The sequence below is a fragment of the Rhizobium sp. CC-YZS058 genome (assembly GCF_034720595.1).
Taxonomy (GTDB): Bacteria; Pseudomonadota; Alphaproteobacteria; order Rhizobiales; family Rhizobiaceae; genus Ferranicluibacter.
In genome coordinates, this window is sequence record NZ_JAYESJ010000001.1 from 1,686,885 (window position 1) to 1,709,445 (window position 22,561).

Here is a 22,561-nt window from a genome sequence, read left to right on the forward strand (position 1 = left end):
AACACGGAGAGCACAATGACAGGTCCCTTCATGCCAACCCGGCGCGCCTTCCTCGCCACGGCCTGCTGTGCCGCGGCGGTGCCGCTCGTCACGCCCGTCAGTTTCGCGGCCATGCCGGGCGAAAACCGCCTGGTGACGATCGTCCTGCGCGGGGCGATGGACGGGCTCGGCATGGTGCAGCCTTATGGCGACAAGGGCTTTGCGGCCTACCGCCCGACGATCGCGCTGACGCCCGAGACAGGGCTGATCGATCTCGACGGCCATTTCGGCCTGCATCCGGATGCTAAGGCGCTGCTGCCGCTCTGGCAGGCGGGTGAGCTGTCCTTCGTCCACGCCGTCTCCACCCCCTATCGCAACAGCCGCAGCCATTTCGATGGGCAGGACGTGCTGGAGACGGGCGAAAACGGTGTGGGCGCGCTCAAGGATGGCTGGCTGAACCGGGTGCTTTCGGTCCTTCCGCGCTCGGCCGCGATTCGCGCCATCGACGTCAACACCACCTCCGACCTGATCCTCTCCGGCGCACAGCCGGTCGATGTCTGGGCGCCGAAAACCGATCTCGCCGTCGGGGCGGACGAACTTGCCTTCTTCACGGCGCTCTATGCCGGCGATCCGCTGTTTGCCGCGGCCTTGAAGGAGGCGGAAACGACCGACAGTTCGGCCGACGAAATTCGGGGTCAGGGGCCGGGCGAGCGCAGCGTCGTGGAAACGGCGCGGCTTGCGGGCGGGCTGCTGGCGCGCGACTATCGCATCGCCAGTTTCTCGATCGTCGGCTGGGACACGCATCTGCGCCAGGCGACCGCTTTCGCCAAGCCGGCCCGGGATCTGGCCGAGGCGCTAATCATGCTAAAACAGACCATGGGCCCTGCCGCCTGGTCGAAGACCGTGGTGGTGGCGATGACCGAGTTCGGACGCACGGTGCGCGAAAACGGTTCGGGCGGTACCGACCATGGAACGGGCGGCCTGGCGCTGCTGGCAGGCGGCGCCCTGCGCGGCGGCCGCATTCTCGGTCGCTGGCCTGGCCTGAGCGAGGATGCGCTGCTCGACGGCCGGGACCTGATGCCGACCGGCGACGTGCGGGCGCTTGCCGCCGCCATGCTGCACCGCCAGTTCGACGTCGCGCCCTCGACGCTGACCAACGCCATCTTCCCCGGCCTCGACTACAGCATGGCCTCCGCTTACCTGTAAGATAGGCGAAGAGTGCGTTCACAAAGCAACCAAGGCCGATCATCTGTGCCATCGACGTCGGCGCCGATCCTTTCATCTTGGTTCCACACAGACGATCGGGCGTTGAATTAGGATATTCTAAATCTTTCCATTCCTATCCTCTGATTTTACTGGAGGACAGGATATGAGAAGACTCTCGATCTCTGCGCGGCTCTACGCGCTCGTTACCTTTGTAATCCTGGCACTGGTCGCAGCCATGACCCTCTCGCTTCTGCAATCCCATGCTCGACTGGTGCAGGAACGCAAGGCGATGCTGTCGGCGATGGACGAGGCCGCTGTCGGGATTTTCCAGAAATACTTCGACCTTGAGCAGAAGGGTGTCCTTACCCGGGAAGCCGCGCAGGCGGGAGCTATGGAGGCGGTCCGTGCCATGCGCTACCAGGATGCGGGCTATTTCTTCATCAGCGACATGCAGGCGCGGATGCTGATGCATCCGCTGAAACCCGAACTGGTCGGCAAGGATCTTTCCGGCCTGCAAGACAAGACCGGCAAGGCCATCTTCAAGGAATTTACCGCGACGGTGAAGGCGCAGGGGCAGGGCTTCGTCGATTATTACTGGCCGAAGCCCGGCGTCGAAGAACCGGTGCTGAAACTGTCGCACGTCATCGGGTTCAAGCCCTGGGACTGGATCGTCGGGACCGGGGTCTATGCGGATGACCTGGACGCGTTGTTTCGCGCAGGGCTGATCCAGCTCGGGATCGTCTGCGCAGCGGCCTCCGCGCTCACCCTCTCGGCCGCGCTGCTGGTGGTCCGCAGCGTCGTGCGCCCGCTCGTTCGGCTCAAGGGCGCGATGCGGGCCATCGCCCGAGAAGATCTTTCCGAGCCGGTGCCCGAAACCGGCCGGGGGGACGAAATCGGCCAGATGGCGGAGGCGCTCAGCCTGTTGCGTGACAGCGTCGAGGATCGTGTGACGCTGCGCCAGCGCGAGCAGGAGCGCCAGGCCGAGATCGACAATCAGCGGGATGCAGCAGCCGCGCAGCTGCGGGAGCAGGCCGATCGGCAGGCACGGTCGATCGCCACCCTTGGCACGGCCCTGGAGGCGCTCTCGTCTGGCGATCTGACACCGGAGATCGGCACGATCGCCAGCGACTATGCCAAGTTGCGGACCGACTTCAACACGGCACTTGCCGCCTTGCGCCACGTGATCGGCGCCATTAACGGCTCGACCGACATCGTCTTCGACAGTGCCGGCGGCATTTCGGAAGCGGCCTCCAATCTTTCGCGGCGCACCGAGCAGCAGGCAGCGGCGCTGGAGGAAACGGCTGCAGCCCTGAACGAGATCACGACAACGGTGTTGACGGCCTCCGAGCGGGCCCGCGAGGCGCGCGACATGGTGGCGGCCACCAAGGCCAGCGCTGCCCGTTCGGGCGACATCGTCCGCAACGCCGTGGCGGCAATGGGCCGGATCGAAAATTCGTCGTCCCAGATCGGCCGGATCATCGGCGTGATCGACGAGATCGCGTTCCAGACCAATCTCTTGGCACTGAATGCCGGTGTCGAGGCGGCGCGGGCCGGCGAGGCCGGGCGCGGTTTCGCCGTCGTCGCGCAGGAGGTGCGTGAGCTGGCGCAGAGATCGGCACAAGCGGCCAAGGAGATCAAGGATCTCATCCGCGGCTCAAGCAGCGAGGTGGAGGCGGGCGTCGCCCTCGTCCGGTCGACCGGGGACGCGCTGTCGGAGATCGAGAATCTGGTTAACGCCGTCAACGACCACGTCGCCTCCATCGCCCAGGCTGCGCAGGAACAGGCGACCAGCCTGCAGGAGGTCAACCAGGCCGTCAATTCCATGGACCAGATGACCCAGCAGAATGCTGCCATGGTGGAAGAGACGAGTGCTGCGAGCCAGACGCTGGCAAGGGAGAGCGAAGAGCTGCGTCGGCTTCTCCGCACATTCCGCCTCGAACGGAACGGCGGTCACGCGCGTGCCGCCTGAGAAACGGGCCGCGGGGGATGCCTGCACCAATGCAGGATCCCGCTGCGGCTCGAGCGGATACTCATGCCTCCGGCGGGACGGGGGTGGGCTTGCCGGCGCTGTCCAGCGCCACCATCACGAAGGTGGCGTCGGTGACCTTCTCCATCAGCGGCGACAGGTATCGCTGCGCCCAGGCTTCCACCTTGAGCGTGATCGACGTGCGGCCGACCCGGGTAATGTCGGTGTAGATGCAGAGCGTATCGCCGATCTTCACCGGAAGCGCGAACGCCATCTCGCGGACAGCGGCGGTGACGACGCGGCCGCGGGCGCGCTCGGCGGCGCGGATGCCGCAGGACAGGTCCATCTGCGCCATGACCCAGCCGCCGAATATATCGCCCGCCGCATTCGCGTCTCCCGGCATTGCCAGGGTACGCAGGGTCAGTTCGCCGCTCGGTCGGTTGTCCATCGTCTCTCTCCGCCTCGAAGAGCCGCAGCTTCGGCGATCCACGGTGATTCTTCCAGTCGGTGGAGGCGGGCGCAAGAAACGGAAAAGGGCTCGGCAGGGGTCGCTGCCGGGCCCTTGGCCTCGATCTTCATGAAGGAGCCCGGTGCTCCGGGCGCGCTCAGACGTGGCGGCTGTCGAGCCGGCGCCGCTGGCCGCTGGCATAGGATTCCGCCCAGCCGCGCTGGATGAAGGACTGGCTGCGCTCGACGCCGTTTTCGACGACGAGGACATGCCATTCGCCCATGGCTTCGACCACGGAGACGCTGGCAATCCGCGGGTTGAGGTAGGTTCGGTCCTGTCCGGTCTGTGCTAGATCGATCATGCTCATGCCCCTTTCGATGAGTTCGGGGGCCGCTTTTCCATATGTTCGGAAACGCAGTCGGCGACGCCCATCAAACGTGCCGCCGATGAAAAAGACTCTACACTCAATCGCCACTTTCGTAAACAGCGGCTTGGTAAAGCCTTCGTTTACCATGTTCGGCGATGCTCGGCGCTCGTCCGCATCAGGCCCGCTTTCCGACACGAGCACCCATCACGGTCGAGCCTCCGGATCGGGGCAGGCGCGGGGGCGCCGTCGCGGCAGCTCCCGGCAGTGCGGCAACGGCGGAAGGCGGAACGACATGCGGAAGACAGCCATGATGAGACGCGGCACGGCCGCCCTGGCGCTTGCGCTGACATTGGCCGCCTGCACCACCGACGATCTCTCCCCGCCGGAGCGCTTCACCGACAGCCCGAGCATCGGTCCGGTCGGCAGCATCGCGCCGGGGCCGGTGCCGGAGGGAAACGTTTCGCCCTATCCGGCGCGCGCGCCGGTTGCGAGCCTTCACGGCTCCGGCCGCACGCTGCCGCCCGACGCGGCCGCCGGTCCGGCTGTCGATATTGACGGCATGCTGGGGGAGGAGCCGCGCGTCACCGGTCTTGCCGAGGAACAGGCCCGGCAGATCCATCCCGATGCCGCGCCGCCGGTGGTGGACGGTGTCGGCACCGGCGCACTGCGCGAGGTCGCTTCCGTCGCGCCGCCCGCGATGACGCAGTCCGTCCTCGCCGATCCCGACCTGCCAACCATGACTCCGGAGCGCCAGGCGCAGGAGGAACGTCGTCGTCGCACCTTCCTTGCCGATCAGCAGGAGCAGATGATCAAGCGCCGCAAGGTCGAGGAGGAGCAGCAGGTTGCCTTTCTGCCGCGCGCGGGGTCGCCGATGTCCGTCCCGGCGGCACCGCGGTCGCCGCAGGCCATGCCGGCGGACGAAGTGGCCTGCCGGTCGCGCCTGAGGCGCCTCGGCGTGGAGTTCCGCGACGTGCCGCGCATTGCCAATGGCCCGTCCTGCGGCATCGACTATCCGATCGAACTCAGCGGCCTGTCCGGCGGCATCGGCGTCAAGCCGGCGGTCAAGCTGAACTGCGAGGTGACGGAGGCCTTCGCGCTTTGGGTCAAGAACGAGCTCGCGCCCGCCGCCCGCTATCGCTACTTGACCGGTATCCGCACCATCAAGCCACTCGGCGGATATTCCTGCCGGACGATGAATTCGCGTCGCGGCAATCCGATGTCGGAGCATGCGCGCGGCAATGCGATCGATGTCGGCACGTTCGTGCTGAAAAGCGGACGGGAAATCGACGTCCGCAAGCCCGGCTTCTTCGCTTTCCGCGAGAAGGGCTTGCTGAAGGCCGTGCGCTCCGACAGCTGCAAATATTTCAACACCGTTCTCGGCCCGGGCAGCGATCCGAGCCACAAGGACCATTTCCACTTCGACCTGCGCAACAGGAAGTCCGGCTACCGCCATTGCGATTGAGCGCAGACAGGTCGCGCAAAAAAATAGGCCGGCGCAGGGCCGGCCTTGAAGAAAACCCGGGCGGAAGGGGACTAGGGTCCAGCCGGGTGCAAATCACAGGCGGGGTCGGGTGCAACCACCAGCGCGTGCGGGCAGACCATGCCGCGATTCCCGCAACGGTTTGATGACAGCGCCGGCGAGCCTTTCTCTGCCAGAAGGTGGAGCGGGGGGAGGTGAAAACCGTCGCGAACATGCCATATAAGGGCATCTCTTCGTCACGCTCTCTCGCGGGAACTTCATGGCGCCCATCGTCTCCGTCACCAATCTCACCAAGACCTACGGATCCGGCTTTCAGGCGCTCAAGGGCGTTTCGCTCGAGATCGAGCAGGGCGAGATTCTCGCGCTGCTCGGCCCGAACGGCGCCGGCAAGACCACGCTCATCTCGATCATCTGCGGCATCGTCAACCCGTCCGGCGGACAGGTGACGGTGGGCGGGCACGATGTCGTCAAGGAATTCCGCAAGACCCGCGCCATGATCGGTCTCGTGCCGCAGGAACTGACCACCGACCAGTTCGAGACGGTGTGGAATACGGTGTCCTTCTCGCGCGGACTGCATGGGCGCAAGGCCGATCCGGCCCATATCGAGAAGGTGCTGCGCGATCTCTCGCTCTACGACAAGAAGGACAACATGCTGCGCGAGCTTTCCGGCGGCATGAAGCGGCGCGTGCTGATCGCCAAAGCGCTGAGCCACGAGCCGCGCATCCTCTTCCTCGACGAGCCGACCGCCGGCGTGGATGTCAACCTGCGCAAGGATATGTGGCGGGTGGTGGAAGGGCTGCGCGCCAGCGGCGTCACCATCATCCTCACCACCCATTATATCGAGGAAGCTGAGGAGATTGCCGATCGCGTCGGCGTCATCAATGGCGGCGAGATCCTGCTGATCGAGGAGAAAGCCCGCTTGATGTCGAAGCTCGGCCGCAAGCAACTGTCCGTGGACCTCTCCGAGCCGATCGGGGCGATCCCGCCGGCGCTTGCCGCCTACAATCTGACGCTGGAGGATGGCGGCCGGCGGCTCGTCTATGATTACGACGCCTCCGGCGGGCGCACCGGCATCACCACGCTTCTGGCGGCGTTGGCCGAGGCCGGCTTGCGGATCAAGGACCTCTCGACGCGGCAGAGCTCGCTTGAGGATATCTTCGTGGAACTGGTGGAGCGGCGGGCATGAACTTCGAAGCGGTCAAGGCGATTTACCTGTTCGAAATGGCCCGCACGCGCCGCACCTTGCTGCAGAGCGTCGTCTCGCCGGTCATCACCACCTCGCTCTATTTCATCGTCTTCGGTGCGGCGGTGGGGTCGCAGATCCGGCAGATCGAGGGCGTCTCCTACGGCGCCTTCATTACGCCCGGGCTGATCATGCTGACGCTGCTCACGCAATGCGTCTCGAACGGCTCGTTCGGCATCTATTTCCCGAAATTCACCGGCACGATCTACGAGGTCCTGTCCTCGCCGGTGTCGATGATCGAGATCGTGCTCGGCTATGTCGGGGCGGCGGCGACCAAGGGCATGATGATCGGCCTGATCATCCTTGCCACGGCGTCGTTCTTCGTCGATCTGTCGATCGCCCATCCCATCGCCATGCTGGTCTTCTTCGTGCTGACGGCCGTGACCTTCTCGCTGTTCGGCTTCCTCATCGGCATCTGGGCCAAGGATTTCGAGCAGCTGAACCTCATCCCCATGCTGGTCATTCCGCCGCTCGTCTTTCTCGGCGGCAGCTTCTACTCGATCTCCATGCTGCCGCCCTTCTGGCAGGCCGTCAGCCACGTCAATCCGGTCCTCTACCTGATCTCCGGCTTCCGCTGGTCCTTCTTCGAAGTCTCCGAGGTCAACCCCCTGATCAGCCTCGCCATGATCCTCCTCTTCCTCACCATCCTCCTCGCGATCCTCGTCTGGGTGTTCCGGACGGGGTATCGGTTGAGGAGCTAGGTGAGAAGTGATTAGTGAGCAGTGAGCAGTGATCAGTGGGCAGTAGGCAGTAGGGAGTGGCGAGTAGGCGATAGGCAATAGGCAGTAGGGAGCAGAGAGGGGGGCGATTGGCGAAGAATAGGCTTGACTACGGCCCTATGTACTACCTGATCACTACTCACTACTCACTACTCACTACTCACTACTCACTACTCACTACTCACGCCTCCCGCAGCTCCGTCCCCTTCGTTCCGATCGTCATCGAGTTGCCGCGCCAGGCGAAGGCGGTGGTTTGCCAGCTTTTGAGCCAGACGAGCGGCAGCAGAAGGTCGCGCGTGATCATGGCCGGCAGGGAGAGGGCCGAGAGACGCCAGCATTTGGCGCGCGCCAGCGCCAGCTCCGGAAGGTAGATCGCGAGGAGGATGGCCAGAACGGGCAGAAGCGGCGCGGTGCCGGAAAGCCAGCAGGCGGCAAGGGTGAGGGCGAGCGGCGGAACGGCGCCAAGGATGATTTCGGGCACGAAGAAAGCCGGAAAAGTGACGCGACGCAACCGCGCCCAGCGTCGCTGCCGCGACCAGACTTCATTGAGCGTTCTGGCGCCAAGCGGCTGCGAGAAGGGCGCGGAAACGAGGTGGACCTTCAATCCCAGCCGGCTGACGAGCTTGGTCGAGGCCGCGTCTTCGGCAATCTCGGCGCCCAGCGCATGGATGCCGCCATTGGCGTCCAGCATCGGCTTGTGCCAGAGCATGCTCTTGCCCTGTGCGAAGCCCCAGCCGAGCGCCTCGCCTGCATATTGCCAGCGGGCCTGGTGGCTGTTGAGGAACATGCATTCCACCTCGGCCCAGAAGCCGTGCGGGCGCGCACCGATCGGCGTGGAGCAGACGAGCCCGGTGTTCGGCCGCCAGGCCGCCATCAGGTGACGAATGTAGTCTTGCGGCATCAGGACATTGGAATCGGCGAGGATCACCCAGTCGTGCCGCGCCGCCAGCCAGCCCTTGACGCAATTGTTGAGCTTGGGATTGGCGCTGATGCGGTCGTCGCCGGTCAGGATCTGCGCAGGCCGATCGGGTTGCGCCGCCATCGCCGCGCGGATGGTGGGGATCAGCGGGTCCTTGGGGTCGGCGAGGCAGAAGATCAGCTCGTAGTGCGGCCAGTCGAGCCGGAAGGCGCGGGCGATCGTCTCTTCGCTATAGGGTTCGATCCCGTTTTCGGGAATGACGATCGACACCGGCGGCGCCTCGCCAACCGCCGGGGCCGGCGTGCCGCCGCGGGCAAGCCGCAGCGAGGCGATGAGGAGACTGATGAGATGAACAAGCAGCAGAATGCCCGTTGCGAGGCTGAGTGCCAGAACCATGCGCGACCGATCCCTGGAAGGCGCGACATGCGAAGCCGGCCTCGTTTATGACAGGCACAGCAACAGCATTGTCACATGACAGCCGGATGACATGACGCGATTGTGACAGGGCAGGCCCGTGGAGAGAGGCCGTTGGGAAAGGCGGAACGGTGGGCCATGCCGCGCGTCGGCGCGTCAATCGCGCAGGCGCAGCTCGTCGGTCTGCATCTGCAGGAAATCGAGCGTCGAAAGGAAGCTCATGCCGAGCAGGCTCTGGTCGAGCTTGCCCGCTTCGGCGATGGTGGCGCGCACGTCGCTGCGGTGGATCGGGCCGATCGACACATCGGCGAGCGTCACGGCCGCGCCCCGCGCCTCGCCATTGGCGGTCATGATGCGACGGTTGAAGGCGAGCTTGGCAGGCTCGAGGCCCAGTCGTTCGGCGTCTTCATAGGAAAGGGCCACCGTCGAGGCGCCGGTATCGACCAGCATCTGCACCGGGCCGCCATTGATCGACACATTCGCCTCGAAGTGGCCGTTCATGACCTTGTGCAGCACTACCTCCTGATAGCCTTCATTGTCGGTGAAGACGGCGGCGCGGCCGGGCAGCAGGCCGCCGGAAAGCCTGGCCCAGTAGCCGCCGAGCTCGCCGCGATAGAGATAGCCGGTGATGACCGCGAGGAAGATCAGCATCCACAGACCGAACATCCGCGCGCTTTCGCTCAAGCCTCGGCGGCTACGCCAGATGCCCGCGGCAAAGACGACGAGCAGAGCGCTCAGCGTGACCAGGCTTGCAAAGCTTCCGTTCGGAAGCCCCAGGGTCTCGCCGGAGTCATGATTGAAAATGAGCAGGAGCAGCCCGAGACCGAGAACCGAAAGGGCGATGGTCAATCGGCTCATGACCCTGCGCGCTCCCGCGCCATCCGCGCCCGCCGCGTTTCGCGACGCGGGCGACGCTCGATCGTCGCCAGCCTGGCCGGCAGACCCTGCATGACCGTGCGGCGCTCCGCGTCGCTGTAACCGGTCCAGCCGGCAATCTCGGCCATCGTCCGCCCGCAGCCGAAGCAGAAGCCGGTGGCCGGATCGATCGAGCAGACGAGAATGCAGGGTGAGTCCATGAACAGTCCAAGCGGGGGTCTTCGCCTGATATCGGTGTATCAGACGGCCAGTGCAAGAGTGGCGAGAAAAGCGATCTCCGAGAGTTGTTGTGTCGCTCCGATTGTGTCGCCTGTATGGCCGCCGATCCGGCGTCGGCAGAGCCGCGTGAACGGTTTTTCCACCAGAAAGCCCAGGGCGAGCGCCATAAAAAGCGCCGCAGGGCTCACACCGGCAATCAGCATGGGCAGGATCGCAAGCAAAACGGCAGAACCGAGGGCGAGACGGACGGCGAAGCGCTCCGGCAGCCCGACGCCGGCCGCGACGCCGTCCGTGCGCGCGGGCGGCAGCGCCCGCCAGTGCAGAAGCATTGTCGCGCGGCTGAGCGAGGCCGCCGCGATGAGAGCGAGCCCGGTGCCAAATGGGCCGAGCGCGACGGCAAGGCTCGAAAGGGCCGCCGCACGCAGTCCGAGGCTGAAGATCAGCGCCAGCACGCCATAGCTCCCGGTGCGGCTGTCCTTCATGATCGCCAGCGCCCGCTCGCGGTCCCGCCCGCCGCCGAGCCCGTCCGCCGCATCCGCCAGCCCGTCCTCATGCAGGCCACCGGCGATCAGCGTGGACAGCAGGAGGGCCATGAGGGCGGCAAGCAGCGGCGCGCCGCCAAGCAGCAGGAGGAGGGCGAGCAGCAGTGCTGCGGGCAGGGCGATCACGGCGCCTGCTGCGGGAAACGCACGCACAGTGCGGGACAGCCGGCCGTCGTCGCCTTCGAAGAACCGGGCGGGAACCGGCAGGCGGCTCAGAAAGGCGACGGCGCGCGCCACATCGGTGACAAAGGACTGTATCGGCATCGCGAGGCGCATCCTCCACGGGGTTCGAGACGGGCGTCCACATGGCGGGGCGGGGAGCCGACCGGGCAGGCGCTTGCCGTTCCCGACATTGCCGAGAACGGTCCCGCCCTCTATGAGGGCGCAGACGAAGACGGTCCAGCGGTTTGCGCCGCAGATCGCGCTTCTCCCCTCACGACGCTAGAAGGACCTTCGCAATGAGCGCCAGTGGCCTGCCATTCGACGATTTTCGCACCCTGCTTCGCGATCTGCCCGGCCCCGATTCGGGCGCCGTCGCGGCCGCGCGGGCGCGCGATTCGGAATTGACCAAGCCGCCGGGCGCGCTCGGCCGGCTGGAAGAGATTGCCTTCTGGCTGGCGGCCTGGACCGGCCGTCCCCCGGCCGTCACCCGCCCGCTCGTCGCGATCTTCGCCGGCAACCATGGCGTTGCCGCTCAGGGCATCACGCCGTTTCCGCCCAGCGTGACGGCCCAGATGGTGGAAAACTTCGCAGCCGGCGGCGCGGCGATCAACCAGATCTGCGTCACCCACGACCTCGGCCTGAAAGTCTTCGATCTGGCACTCGATTATCCGACTGGCGACATTACCCGTGAAGCCGCACTGTCGGAACGCGATTGTGCGGCGACGATGGCCTTCGGCATGGAGGCGGTTGCCGGCGGCACCGACCTCCTGTGCATCGGGGAAATGGGCATCGGCAACACCACGATCGCAGCCGCGATCAACCTCGCGCTCTACGGCGGTTCGGCCCGCGACTGGGTTGGCCCCGGCACAGGCTCGCACGGGGAGCTCTATGAACGGAAGGTGGCAGCCGTCGAAGCGGCGGTGGCCCTGCACGGCGATCATCGCCGCGATCCACTGGAAGTGCTGCGCCGTCTCGGCGGACGCGAAGTCGCCGCCATGGCCGGCGCGATTCTCGCCGCGCGCATGCAGAAGATCCCGGTCATCATCGACGGCTATGTGGCCACCGCCGCGGCCGCCATCCTGCACGCCGCCAACCCGGCTGCCCTCGACCATTGCCTGATCGGCCATGTCTCGGCCGAGCCCGCTCATCTTGCCGCGATCGAGAAGCTCGGCAAGACGCCGCTTCTGGCGCTCGGCATGCGGCTCGGGGAGGGCACGGGCGCGGCGCTTGCGGCCGGCATCGTGAAGGCGGCGGCGGCTTGCCATTCGGGCATGGCCACATTCTCCCAGGCCGGCGTTAGTCAGTCCCAACACTGAGCTCTGTCTTCGTGACGGATCGGTGACGGGTTACCGACAGGATTCTCCGCCTATCAGGCAGGCAGCGCGCGGGGGCGAACGGTCCCGCGCGCCTTCGGCCCGGAGTTTGATCCTTGAAACGCATGACCCTATGGCGGCCTACCATCGGCGGCCGCACCCTGGCGCTGGCGACTACGCTCTATCTGCTGCTGGCCTGCAACGCCACCTTCTGGGCGCATGCCCACGCTGCCTTCGGCGGCACGACGCCGGCGTTCGTCAGCTTCGCGCTCGGCATCGGCCTGCTGCTGCTGGCCGTTCTCGTCTTCGCCTCGGTCGATTGGATCCTGAAATCGGTCGCCACCCTGCTCGTGCTGATCAGCGGCATCTCGTCCTATTTCAACGACACCTTCGGAACGGTGATCGACCGCGCGATGATCGAGAGCGCGGTGACGACGACGGGTCCGGAAGCCGGCCATCTCATCACGCCGTCCTTCGTCACCCATGTGCTTCTCTTCGCGGTGCTGCCGGCCCTCGCCATCCTCCTCGTGCGGCTGAAGCCCGAGCGGTTCCTGCATCGGGCGCTGCGCAATGTCGCGGTTATCCTTCCCGCGCTCCTGCTGACGGCGGGTCTCGCTGCGGCCAATTTCGCAAGCATCGCCTATGTCGTGCGCCAGCATAAGGACGTCATGAAGCTTCTCAATCCGACCGCCCCGATCTCGGCGGCGGTTCGTTACGGCCTGTCGACGGTGGCGGACAGCAATCTCGTCGTTGCGCCGTTCGGGACCGATGCCCGCGCCGGCGACAGGCTGAAGACGGCCGACAAGCCGGTGGTCGTGGTGGTCGTGGCTGGTGAGACCGCGCGCGCGATGAATTTTTCGCTGAACGGCTATGGGAGGGACACCAACCCGGAGCTCGAGGCGCTCGGCGTCGTCAACTTTACCAACACGACGAGCTGCGGCACGGCCACGGCCGTGTCCTTGCCCTGCATGTTCTCCGGGTTCCGGCGCGAGGATTACAGCGAGCGAAAGGCGCGCTCGCGCCAGAACCTGACCGACGTGCTGACCCATGCCGGCGTTTCCGTGTCCTGGTGGGACAACAACACGGGCAGCAAGGGCATTGCCAACCTCATCGATTACGCCCGCCTGAACGACAGGCAGAACAGCCCGCTCTGCAAGGACGGCGAATGCCTCGACGGCATCTTCCTCGACGGTCTCGACCGTAAGCTCGCGACAATCAAGACCGATACGGTGATCGTACTCCACCAGCTTGGAAGCCATGGTCCCGGCTATTACCAGCGCTATCCGGACGCGTTCCGCCGCTTCACGCCCGATTGCCGCACCGACGAGCTGATGAACTGCCCGAAGGAGGAGATCGTCAACGCCTATGACAACACGATCCTCTACACCGACCATGTGCTGGCAAGCGTTGCCAAGCTGCTCGCCAAGCATGAAGGCCAGGTTTCGGGTGCGATGATCTACATGTCGGACCATGGCGAGTCGCTCGGCGAGAACGGCGTCTATCTGCATGGCGCGCCTTACGCCATTGCTCCGCGCGAGCAGACCCATGTCCCCTTCATCGCCTGGTTCTCGCCATCCTACCAGAAGGTCATGGGACTTGATCAGGCATGCCTTCTCCCCTATGCGAATGCCGAGATGTCGCATGACAACCTGTTCCACACGGTGCTCGGCATGATGAATGTCCAGACGGATGTCTACAACAGGGATCTCGACGCCTTTGCGCCCTGCATGGCGAAGAGTGTAAGCCAATGATCACGAGCAGGACGCCGCGTTCCGTGGCCGGCATGACGAGGACCGAGATGAGCGCGAGCGGCCCCCGCCTGGATGAACCGAACGACACCCCGCCCGTGCGCCGCAGCGGCAAGAAGCTGACGGGCATCGCGCATCTGCTGGCAGCCGGCAGCTATTCGCTGGGCGGCGCGCGCCGGCTGCTCGGCGAGGCAGCGTTCCGTCATGAGCTCATTGCCTTCGGGGTGGCGATGGTCGCCTTCGTCATCGCCGGTGCGACGCTGTTTCAATATGTCGCCATGGCGCTCCTCTTCCTGCTGATGATCGCCTTCGAGGCGTTGAATACGGCCATCGAGGAGATCGTCGACCGCGTCTCGCCCGAAATCTCGGAAATGGGTCGCAACGCCAAGGATCTGGGGTCGCTTGCCTGCCTCTGCCTCATCCTCGCCAATGCCGGCTATGCCTTCTATGTCGTCTTCCTCTCGCACATGCTCTACGGCGCGGCGATCTGACCCGGTTTCTTCGACCGGTTTAAGTTGACCTTTCTAATCCTCTTTTCTATAGAGGGCTCGCCGGCCGGCGAGGCCGGACGAAATCAAGAGGTATCCGATGAGCGCATCGCTTCGCAGGGCCGGCACGGTCGGTCTGGTTGTTCTCGCATGGGCCGCTGCCGGTCCGGCCAGTGCCGAATCCGCCGGGATCGTCGTCTACAATGCCCAGCACGAAAGCCTGGGCAAGGAATGGGCCGCCGCCTTTACCAAGGAAACGGGCATTCCGGTGACGCTGCGCAAGGGCAGCGACATGGAGTTTGCAAACCAGATCGTTCAGGAAGGCGCCGCTTCGCCGGCGGATGTCTTCCTGACCGAGAATTCGCCGGCCATGGCGCTCGTCGATGCAGCCGGTCTCTTCGAGCCTCTCGCCAAGGAGACGCTGGACCAGGTGCCGGATAACTTCCGCCCGTCCAACGGCCATTGGGTCGGCGTCGCGGCGCGTTCGACCGTCTTCGTGTACGACAAGACCAAGCTTGCGGAAGACGCTCTTCCGAAATCGATGCTCGATCTCGCCGATCCGAGCTGGAAGGGCCGCTGGGCCGCTTCGCCGGCCGGTGCCGACTTCCAGGCGATCGTCAGCGCGCTTCTGGCCCTGAAGGGCGATGCCGCGACCAAAGACTTCCTAGCCGCCATGAAGCAGAACGTCACGCCCTACAAGGGCAATTCGACAGCGATGAAGGCGGTCAATGCCGGCGAGATCGAGGGCGCTCTGATCTATCACTACTATTATTTCGGTGATCAGGCGAAGACGGGCGAGAACTCCAAGAACATCGCGCTGCACTATTTCAAGAACGAGGATCCGGGCGCCTTCGTTTCGATCTCCGGCGCCGGCGTTCTGGCCTCCAGCCCGCACAAGGCGGACGCGCAGGCCTTCGTGAAGTGGCTGACCGGCAAGGGCGGTCAGGCGATCCTGCGCGACGGCACCAGCTTCGAATATGCCGTGGGCAAGGACGACGCCTCCAACAAGGCACTGGTGCCGCTGGCCGAGCTCGGCTATCCGAAGGTCGATCCGCAGTCGCTGAACAGCAAGGCGGTCACCGACATGATGACCGAAGCCGGCCTGCTCTGAGCAACCGCGCTTCTGCTGCAGGCACGTCCGATCAGCATAAGCGCTATGCGGAATTGGAAGATCTATAAGGACATTCTGGATGACATCGATCCGGACATGTCATGATAGGGTTTGAAGAAGGGAGGACCGGCAGCGGTCCTCTCGCATTGTTTTCGGCAGGGTCTGCACCGTGGCACAGGCGACTTGGGATGATGGCGGAGGGAAGGGCGGGTCGACCACGCGCCTGTCGGCTTTTCGCCTGCGTCACCCTCTCGTCACCACGATTGCGCTGGTCGTCGCGCTCGTCAGCCTGGTGCCGCTCGGCTTCGTCGTCGTCGTCACGCTGCAGACGGGGTGGGAAACGGCCTCTGCCCTCGTCTTCCGCGGGCGGGTGGCCGAGCTTCTCGTCAACACGGCGCTGCTCGAGCTCGTAACCGTTCCCATCACCATCGTCCTTGCCGTAACGCTGGCTTGGCTGACCGAGCGGACGGATCTCTTCGCCGCGCGGGTCTGGGCCTGGCTCGCGGTCGCGCCCCTGGCGGTTCCGGCCTTCGTCCACAGCTATGCCTGGATCAGCCTGGTGCCGGGGCTCAAGGGTCTCGGCGGGGGCGTGCTCATCTCCGTGCTGGCCTATTTCCCCTTTCTCTACCTCCCCGTTGCCGCGCAGCTGCGCCGGCTCGATCCGTCGATCGAGGAGGCCGCGGCCTCGCTCGGTCTCTCGCCGGTCCGGGTCTTCCTGCGCGCGGTCCTGCCGCAGCTTCGGCTGGCGATCTGCGGCGGATCGCTCCTGGTCGGGCTGCATCTTCTGGCGGAATACGGCCTCTACGTCATGATCCGCTTCGACACGTTCTCGACCGCGATCGTCGACCAGTTCCAGTCGGCCTTCAACGGGCCGGCGGCCAATATGCTGGCCGGCGTGCTGGTGCTGTGCTGCCTCGGCCTGCTGGCGCTGGAAGCGGCGCTGCGTGGCGGCGAGCGCTATGCCCGCGTCGGCAGCGGCGCCCCGCGGGTTGCCGTCCGGCGGCGGCTCGGGCGGTGGATGATCCCGGCTCTTCTTCTCAATCTCGCCGTCGCCGCTTTGTCGATCGGCGTGCCCTTCGTCACCCTGTCGCGCTGGCTCTGGCTTGGCGGGCTCGCCATCTGGCCGGCGGACGAGGTGGGCTTCGCCTTCGGCCAGACGATGCTGCTTGCCGTCGGCGGCGGTCTCTTGACGACGCTGGTCGCGATTCCGATGGCCTGGCTGTCTGTGCGGGCACCGAGCCGGCTGCAACGCGTGCTGGAGGCCTGCCACTCCTATGTCGGCTCGCTGCCGGGCGTCGTCGTCGCGCTGGCGCTGGTCACCATCACGGTGCGGCTGTTCCTGCCGCTCTACCAGACCTTCGTCACGCTGCTCGTCGCCTATGCGCTGTTGTTCCTGCCGCGGGCGCTGGTGGCGCTTCGCGCCAGCATCGCCCAGGCGCCGGTCGAGCTCGAGCGCGCGGCCATGGCGCTCGGCCGCCGGCCGGTGGTTGCCGTGCGGCAGACGACCATGCGCCTCGCCGCACCCGGTGCGGCCGCCGCCACGGCGCTCGTCGCCCTTGGCATCACCAATGAACTCACGGCAACGCTGATGCTTTCGCCGAACGGCGTCGAAACGCTCGCGACGAAGTTCTGGTCGTTGACCAGCGAGATCGACTATGTGGCGGCCGCGCCCTATGCGCTGATGATGGTGCTTCTGTCCCTGCCGCTGACCCTCGTCCTCCATCGCCAGTCGGGCCGGGCGAGCGGCGCATGAGTTTTCTTTCCATCGAGTCCATCGGCAAGACCTATGGCCGCACGCAGGCGCTGCGCGATGTGTCGCTCGGCGTTGCGCGCGGCGCGCGCGTTGCAGTCGTTGGCCCCTCCGGCTCCGGCAAGACGACGCTCCTGAAGCTGATTGCCGGCTTCGAGCGGCCGGATGAGGGGCGGATCACCCTGGAAGACACGCTGCTCTGCGATGCCGCTACCCACCTGCCGGCCCATCGCCGCGGCATCGGCATCGTCTCGCAGGATGGGGCGCTGTTCCCGCATCTGACGGTTGCCGAGAATATCGGCTTCGGCCTCGCCAAGCGCGCGGACGGGCGGGACCAGCAGATCGCCGAGCTGATGGAGATGGTCGAACTCGGGCCGCAGATGGCCGATCGCCGCCCGCACCAGCTTTCGGGCGGCCAGCAGCAGCGCGTGGCGCTGGCCCGCGCCTTGGCGCTGAAGCCCCGACTGATGCTGCTCGACGAGCCGTTCTCGGCGCTCGACACTGGCCTTCGCGAAACCATGCGCCGGACTGTCGCCCGTATCCTGGCGGCCTCCGGCACGACCTCGATCCTCGTCACGCATGACCAGAGCGAGGCACTGTCCTTTGCGGATACTGTCGCGGTGTTCAGGGAAGGTCGGCTGGTCCAGGCCGGTCGTCCGCAGGATCTCTACCGTCATCCCGTCGATCGGCAGACAGCGCTGTTTCTGGGCGATGCCGTGCTTCTGGAGGCGGAGACGATCGGCGAGATCGCCACCACGCCGCTCGGGCCCATCCCGGTCGAAGCCACGGCGCAGGGCCGCACGACGCTGATGCTGCGGCCGGAGCAGCTGCGCGTGCGCTGGCTGGGCCTCGGGGAGGCGGAGGTGAGCGGCACGCGCGCGCGCGTGCTCGACACCGAATTCGGCGGCGGCCTGTGCCGGCTGAGTGTTGCCGTCGGCGACGAAGGTCCCGTGCTCGACCTCCGCGTCTCTGGCTTCGAGGTTGCGGCGATCGGCGAGACGGTGGCCATCGAGGTGATCGGCCGGGGCCATCTCCTGGAGGCCTGACCATCAGCCGCCGCGCACTTGCGGATGTCTCTTCGGGTAAAGCCGCTCCGAGCCTCACGGACGGACTAAGTTAAGTCGCGAGACCAGTCGCGGCGTCAGGCGAAGCTCTTGCGGCGGCGCTTCACCGGTGCGGTGTCTTCCACCGCCGGCACGCTCTGCAGCACGCGCTTGGCCGGCAGGATCGCGATGGCCTCGGTGCCTTCCCGCATGCGCGAGCGCAGGATGAACTCGCCATCGTGCTTGGCGAGGATCGCCTGGACGATCGGCAGGCCCAGACCTGTGCCCTGTTCGGCGCTCTTGATGGCGATTGAACCCTGGCCGAAGGCGGAAAGGACGATCGGGATTTCGTCCTCGGGGATACCGGGTCCATTGTCCTTGATCGAGATGTACTGCCCGCCCCCTGCCGTCCAGCCGACCTTGACCGAGATCTCGCCGCCTTGAGGGGTGAATTTCACGGCGTTGGAGAGCAGGTTCAGCGTCACCTGCCGCATGGCCTTCTCATCGACCCAGACCGCCGGCATCGTCGTTTCGAACTGCTGGGAGATGGTGATGCTCTTGGTGCGGGCGCGCAGCTGCACCATGCCGATGCAATCCTCGGTGATCTCCACCAGATGCACGACCTCTTCGTTCAGATCGTATTTGCCGGCCTCGATGCGCGAGAGGTCAAGAATTTCATTGATGAGATCGAGAAGATGCTGGCCCGAGCGATGGATATCGCCGGTATATTCCTTGTAGGTCGGGTTATCGAGCGGGCCGAGCACTTCGGTCGACATGACCTCCGAGAAGCCGAGGATGGCGTTGAGGGGCGTGCGCAGCTCGTGCGACATGGAGGCAAGGAAGCGCGACTTCGCCAGGTTCGCCTCTTCCGCGCGCCGTCGCGCCTCGTCCGACATGGACTTGGCCACCTCGAGTTCGGCGATCAGATCGTCCTTTTCCGATTGCACGGAAAGGATGTGCAGGTTGGCGCGGTGCATGCGGCTCGTCATGAAGACGAGGAAGACAAGGGCCGTGAGGATGACGGCTGCCAGCGCCATCGCATCTGGACTCTTCGAAAGGGCGGCCTGTGCGGCCAGCACCAGCACGGCGGGGACGAAGGTGATCAGCAAGGCATGGCGCAACAGGAATGTGCCCATGGCGGTTGCCGCCAGCGCCACGAGCAGCGCCGCGCCGCGATAGAAACCGAGATCGCCCGGGCTGCAGGTGACGCATTCCTGCAGCAGAAGGCCGGCCCAGCTGAGGCCGAAGAGGCCCTGAAGCACGAGGAAACGAAAGCGCCAATAGCCGACGCGCTCGCTCGTCATGTCGCGCAGCCGCGCGCGGCGGGTCACGAGCAGGATCGCCGCATGGATGAGCAGCGAGCCGAGCAGCCAGCCGATAAACTGAAGATTTCCCGTAAGATAGATGCCGCCGCCGGCAATCAGGATGAGAAGCACCGGCATGGCGGCCGCGCCCTGCAGCACCTGCGCAATGTGCAGCGCCAGCATCTCCTTGTCGAAGCCGGCCGCGTTGGTGGGGCCGAGCTGCAGCCGTTCGCGATTGGCGCGCACCGTCTTCGACACGGGCTTGTTGCGATAGCCCCGCGATTTGTCGACAATGTTCTTGTCGGGAGAAGTGCTGACACCGTTCATCATATGCTGCAGAAGGACCTTCGAAAGACCTGGGTGAGTCTAGGCACGAATTGTTAAGAAGTTGCTGCGCACGCGCCTTGCCGCTGCCCATCCGCCGATGTCCATGTCCCGACGATCCTTCCGCCGCCTGACGCTGGACCTGTGCGTCACCCTTGTTTTCCTTGCGCTTCTCGCATCTGTCGTTGCCAAGCTGCGGCAGGATGAGGGAGCGGAGACCCTCACCGGTCACGCCCGCATCATCGACGGCGACACGCTGGCGATCGGCAAGGCGCGCCTCCGTCTCCTCGGCATCGATGCGCCGGAGCGGGCGCAGACCTGCGGTGATTCGCCCGGCTGGCCGTGCGGCATGCAGGCGCGGGCGCGGCTGACCACGCTGATCGGGAGAAACGCCGTCGTCTGCCGTGCCGAAGGGCGGGACCGCTACCGTCGATGGCTCGCCGAATGCAGGGTCGAGGGCCGGAACCTGAATGCCGCCATGGTGCGCGAGGGCTTGGCCGTCACCTCCGGCGCTTATCTGGAGGAGGAGCGCGCGGCGCGAACGGAGAAGCGCGGCCTCTGGTCCGGGCCTTTCGAACGCCCGCGCGACTGGCGCGCCCGACATGGCGAAATGGCGGAGCCATCCCATATGTCTCTCACGTCGATCGACGACCTCCTCGATCGGATCCGACGGTGGTGGGCAGGAGAAGAGCAATAGGCACTACAGCCAGAGCGAACGCGGATGCCAGGGCGAAGGCGGATGAAGAGGCGGGCGGCGTGGGCGCCGCGGCCGACCGGGTTCCCGGCGGGCTGCCTTTGGAGGACGTGGCTGTTCGCGACCTGTCGGGTCGTATGGCGTCCTGCCGTATCTGCCGGGATGCACCCGCCCGCCTGCCGGCGTTGCCGCACGAGCCACGGCCGATCTTCGTCCTGTCGCCGCGGGCCCGGATCGTCATCGCCAGCCAGGCACCGGGGCTCCGCGCGCATGAAAGCGGCGTTCCCTTCAACGACCCGTCTGGTAACCGCCTGCGCGACTGGCTGGGGGTAGACCGGCCGACCTTCTATGACCCGGACAATTTTGCCATCGTGCCAATGGGCTTCTGTTTTCCGGGCTATGACCGGCATGGCGGCGACCTGCCGCCGCGCCGCGAATGCGCGCCCGCCTGGCGGCAGGAGGCCCTGGCGGCGCTTCCCGCCGTCACGCTGACGCTGCTAATCGGTAGCCACGCGCAGGCCTGGCACGCCGCCCATGACGCGCAGGACGCACGTCCTGCGCGACGCTCGATGACGGAAACCGTCGCCAACTGGCGGGAGATTTTCAACCCGCGCGCCGAACGCATCCTGCTGCCGCTTCCCCACCCGAGCTGGCGCAACACCTCCTGGCTGAAAAAGAACCCCTGGTTCGAGGAGGACCTGTTGCCGGTGCTGCGAAAGGCGGTTGATAGCCGTATTTCACGCAAATAAATTCTTTCCTTGAGGTCGAAGCGCGCTGTAGAAGAAATAAAAATTCGTTCTCCGCTCTCTCAAGGGATTTCACCTCCATGGACCGTCTCGACCGCAAGATCCTGCGTCTTCTGCAGGAAGACAGCACGCTGGCCGTGGCCGACCTCGCCAAGAAGGTCGGTCTGTCGACCACGCCCTGCTGGCGGCGCATCCAGAAGATGGAGGAAGACGGCGTGATCCGCGGCCGGGTGGCGCTGCTCGATCCGGCGAAGATCAACACCAAGGTCACGGTGTTCGTCTCGATCCGCACCAATGCGCATTCGATCGAATGGCTGCGCCGCTTCTCCGAGGTGGTGGCCGAGTTTCCGGAAGTGGTCGAGTTCTACCGCATGAGCGGCGATGTCGATTATCTGCTGCGCGTCGTCGTGCCGGACATCGCGGCCTATGACGCCTTCTACAAGCGGCTGATCGCCAAGATCGAGATCCGCGACGTCTCCTCGGCCTTTGCAATGGAGCAGATCAAGTACACGACGCAGATGCCGCTCGACTACATGCTGCTCGAACAGGCAAAGTCGCAGGAAGACTGAGGGCAGGGCGGCGCTGCAGCGGGGCAGCGCCGGTTCCGAACGCTCAGCTCTTGGCCTTGTCAGCGGCTTCCAGCCGGGCGAGGAGCGAGGACGTGTCCCAGCGCTGGCCGCCCAGGGCCTGCACCTCTCCATAAAACTGGTCGACCAGCGCGGTAACCGGCAGGCGGGCGCCGTTGCGCCGCGCTTCCGAAAGCACGATGTCGAGGTCCTTGCGCATCCAGTCGACCGCGAAGCCGAAGTCGTAGCGCCCCTCGATCATCGTCTTGTGCCGGTTTTCCATCTGCCAGGAGCCGGCTGCCCCCTTGGAGATGACGCCCACCACCGCTTCCATGTCGAGCCCGGCGCGCTTGCCGAAATGCATGGCTTCGGACAGGCCCTGGACGAGACCGGCAATGCAGATCTGGTTGACCATCTTGGTCAGCTGGCCGCTGCCGGCCGGGCCCATCAGCCCGACCATGCGCGCATAGGCCTCGATGACCGGCTTGGCCCGCTCATAGGCCGCCTCCTCGCCGCCGCACATCACGGTCAGCACGCCGTTTTCCGCGCCCGCCTGGCCACCGGAAACCGGCGCATCGATGAAATGCGCGCCGCGGGCCCGGGCGGCCGCGTCGAGCTCGCGCGCCACTTCGGCCGAGGCGGTGGTGTTGTCGATGAAGATCGCATCGGCGGAGAGCGTCTCGAAGGCGCCGTCGAGACCGGTCGTCACCGAGCGCAGGTCGTCGTCATTGCCGACGCAGGCGAAGACGAAATCGGCATCGCGCGCGGCCTCGGCCGGGGTTGCCGCCCTTCGGCCGCCATGCTCGGCCACCCAGGCCTCGGCCTTGGCGGCGGTGCGGTTGAAGACGGTCAGTTCATGGCCGCCCTTGACCTTCAGATGGCGCGCCATGGGATAGCCCATGACACCGAGACCGATGAATGCGACACGTGCCAT

General features: G+C 65.7%; 22 protein-coding genes. 14 read left to right on the forward strand and 8 right to left on the reverse strand.

Going from position 1 to position 22,561, the window contains the following annotated elements:
• Positions 1–15 precede the first annotated feature (15 nt).
• The gene (locus tag U8330_RS08005) at positions 16–1,185 is read left to right on the forward strand and encodes a DUF1501 domain-containing protein (RefSeq protein WP_323104659.1); all 1,170 of its coding nucleotides are present in this window, start codon (positions 16–18) and stop codon (positions 1,183–1,185) included.
• A gap of 163 nt (positions 1,186–1,348) precedes the next feature.
• Positions 1,349–3,154, forward strand: a complete 1,806-nt coding sequence (locus U8330_RS08010) for a methyl-accepting chemotaxis protein (protein WP_323104661.1) — start codon at positions 1,349–1,351, stop codon at positions 3,152–3,154.
• A 61-nt stretch (positions 3,155–3,215) separates the two neighbouring features.
• Here U8330_RS08010 and U8330_RS08015 read toward each other — a convergent pair whose 3' ends face one another.
• The gene (locus tag U8330_RS08015; protein WP_323104663.1) at positions 3,216–3,599 is read right to left on the reverse strand and encodes an acyl-CoA thioesterase; all 384 of its coding nucleotides are present in this window, start codon (positions 3,597–3,599) and stop codon (positions 3,216–3,218) included.
• Between the two features lie 157 nt (positions 3,600–3,756).
• Complete coding sequence (locus U8330_RS08020; RefSeq protein WP_323104664.1) at positions 3,757–3,960, reverse strand: hypothetical protein; 204 nt, start codon at positions 3,958–3,960, stop codon at positions 3,757–3,759.
• Positions 3,961–4,258: 298 nt separating this feature from the next.
• On the opposite strand from U8330_RS08020, the gene U8330_RS08025 reads away from it, so the two are divergent.
• The 3 genes from U8330_RS08025 (at position 4,259) to U8330_RS08035 (ending at position 7,390) form a co-directional block, all read left to right on the forward strand.
• Positions 4,259–5,428, forward strand: coding sequence for an extensin family protein (locus tag U8330_RS08025; protein ID WP_323104665.1), 1,170 nt, complete (start codon positions 4,259–4,261; stop codon positions 5,426–5,428).
• A 277-nt stretch (positions 5,429–5,705) separates the two neighbouring features.
• The gene (locus U8330_RS08030; RefSeq protein ID WP_323104666.1) at positions 5,706–6,632 is read left to right on the forward strand and encodes an ABC transporter ATP-binding protein; all 927 of its coding nucleotides are present in this window, start codon (positions 5,706–5,708) and stop codon (positions 6,630–6,632) included.
• Complete coding sequence (locus U8330_RS08035; protein ID WP_323104667.1) at positions 6,629–7,390, forward strand: ABC transporter permease; 762 nt, start codon at positions 6,629–6,631, stop codon at positions 7,388–7,390. The genes U8330_RS08030 and U8330_RS08035 overlap by 4 nt, the downstream gene beginning before the upstream one ends.
• Positions 7,391–7,589: 199 nt before the next feature.
• Here the strand turns inward: U8330_RS08035 and U8330_RS08040 are convergent, their stop codons facing one another.
• From U8330_RS08040 to cobS, 4 genes are all read right to left on the reverse strand, one after another.
• Positions 7,590–8,723 carry a glycosyltransferase gene (locus U8330_RS08040; protein ID WP_323104669.1) on the reverse strand — a complete coding sequence of 378 codons (1,134 nt, stop codon included), beginning with the start codon at positions 8,721–8,723 and terminating at the stop codon, positions 7,590–7,592.
• A 174-nt stretch (positions 8,724–8,897) separates the two neighbouring features.
• Positions 8,898–9,599, reverse strand: a complete 702-nt coding sequence (locus tag U8330_RS08045) for a TIGR02281 family clan AA aspartic protease (protein WP_323104671.1) — start codon at positions 9,597–9,599, stop codon at positions 8,898–8,900.
• Positions 9,596–9,817, reverse strand: a complete 222-nt coding sequence (locus U8330_RS08050; RefSeq protein WP_323104672.1) for a DUF1289 domain-containing protein — start codon at positions 9,815–9,817, stop codon at positions 9,596–9,598. The genes U8330_RS08045 and U8330_RS08050 overlap by 4 nt, the downstream gene beginning before the upstream one ends.
• Positions 9,818–9,856: 39 nt before the next feature.
• Positions 9,857–10,642, reverse strand: coding sequence for an adenosylcobinamide-GDP ribazoletransferase (gene cobS / locus U8330_RS08055; protein ID WP_323104673.1), 786 nt, complete (start codon positions 10,640–10,642; stop codon positions 9,857–9,859).
• Positions 10,643–10,836: 194 nt separating this feature from the next.
• On the opposite strand from cobS, the gene cobT reads away from it, so the two are divergent.
• The 6 genes from cobT to U8330_RS08085 all read left to right on the forward strand — a co-directional run bounded on the left by cobT (position 10,837) and on the right by U8330_RS08085 (position 17,996).
• On the forward strand, positions 10,837–11,856 hold the full coding sequence (gene cobT, locus U8330_RS08060) for a nicotinate-nucleotide--dimethylbenzimidazole phosphoribosyltransferase (protein WP_323104674.1): 1,020 nt from the start codon (positions 10,837–10,839) through the stop codon (positions 11,854–11,856).
• A 122-nt stretch (positions 11,857–11,978) separates the two neighbouring features.
• Complete coding sequence (locus U8330_RS08065; protein ID WP_416236912.1) at positions 11,979–13,604, forward strand: phosphoethanolamine transferase; 1,626 nt, start codon at positions 11,979–11,981, stop codon at positions 13,602–13,604.
• A 47-nt stretch (positions 13,605–13,651) separates the two neighbouring features.
• On the forward strand, positions 13,652–14,092 hold the full coding sequence (locus U8330_RS08070) for a diacylglycerol kinase (protein WP_323107226.1): 441 nt from the start codon (positions 13,652–13,654) through the stop codon (positions 14,090–14,092).
• A gap of 97 nt (positions 14,093–14,189) precedes the next feature.
• The gene (locus U8330_RS08075; protein ID WP_323104676.1) at positions 14,190–15,200 is read left to right on the forward strand and encodes an iron ABC transporter substrate-binding protein; all 1,011 of its coding nucleotides are present in this window, start codon (positions 14,190–14,192) and stop codon (positions 15,198–15,200) included.
• A 223-nt stretch (positions 15,201–15,423) separates the two neighbouring features.
• Positions 15,424–16,953, forward strand: coding sequence for an iron ABC transporter permease (locus U8330_RS08080; RefSeq protein WP_323107227.1), 1,530 nt, complete (start codon positions 15,424–15,426; stop codon positions 16,951–16,953).
• Positions 16,950–17,996, forward strand: coding sequence for an ABC transporter ATP-binding protein (locus U8330_RS08085; RefSeq protein WP_323104677.1), 1,047 nt, complete (start codon positions 16,950–16,952; stop codon positions 17,994–17,996). Before U8330_RS08080 ends, U8330_RS08085 begins: the two co-directional genes overlap by 4 nt.
• 95 nt (positions 17,997–18,091) lie before the next feature.
• On the opposite strand, the gene U8330_RS08090 is transcribed toward U8330_RS08085, so the two are convergent.
• Positions 18,092–19,627 (reverse strand): HAMP domain-containing sensor histidine kinase, encoded by a 1,536-nt coding sequence (locus U8330_RS08090; RefSeq protein ID WP_323104678.1) that lies wholly within the window; start codon positions 19,625–19,627, stop codon positions 18,092–18,094.
• A 100-nt stretch (positions 19,628–19,727) separates the two neighbouring features.
• Here U8330_RS08090 and U8330_RS08095 point away from each other — a divergent pair, with 100 nt between their 5' ends.
• The 3 genes from U8330_RS08095 to U8330_RS08105 all read left to right on the forward strand — a co-directional run bounded on the left by U8330_RS08095 (position 19,728) and on the right by U8330_RS08105 (position 21,630).
• On the forward strand, positions 19,728–20,318 hold the full coding sequence (locus U8330_RS08095) for a thermonuclease family protein (RefSeq protein ID WP_323104679.1): 591 nt from the start codon (positions 19,728–19,730) through the stop codon (positions 20,316–20,318).
• 59 nt (positions 20,319–20,377) lie between these two features.
• Positions 20,378–21,064 carry a uracil-DNA glycosylase family protein gene (locus U8330_RS08100; RefSeq protein WP_323104681.1) on the forward strand — a complete coding sequence of 229 codons (687 nt, stop codon included), beginning with the start codon at positions 20,378–20,380 and terminating at the stop codon, positions 21,062–21,064.
• 77 nt (positions 21,065–21,141) lie between these two features.
• Positions 21,142–21,630, forward strand: coding sequence for an Lrp/AsnC family transcriptional regulator (locus U8330_RS08105; RefSeq protein ID WP_323104682.1), 489 nt, complete (start codon positions 21,142–21,144; stop codon positions 21,628–21,630).
• A 43-nt stretch (positions 21,631–21,673) separates the two neighbouring features.
• On the opposite strand, the gene U8330_RS08110 is transcribed toward U8330_RS08105, so the two are convergent.
• Entirely contained in the window at positions 21,674–22,561 is an 888-nt protein-coding gene (locus U8330_RS08110; protein ID WP_323104683.1) for an NAD(P)-dependent oxidoreductase, read from the reverse strand.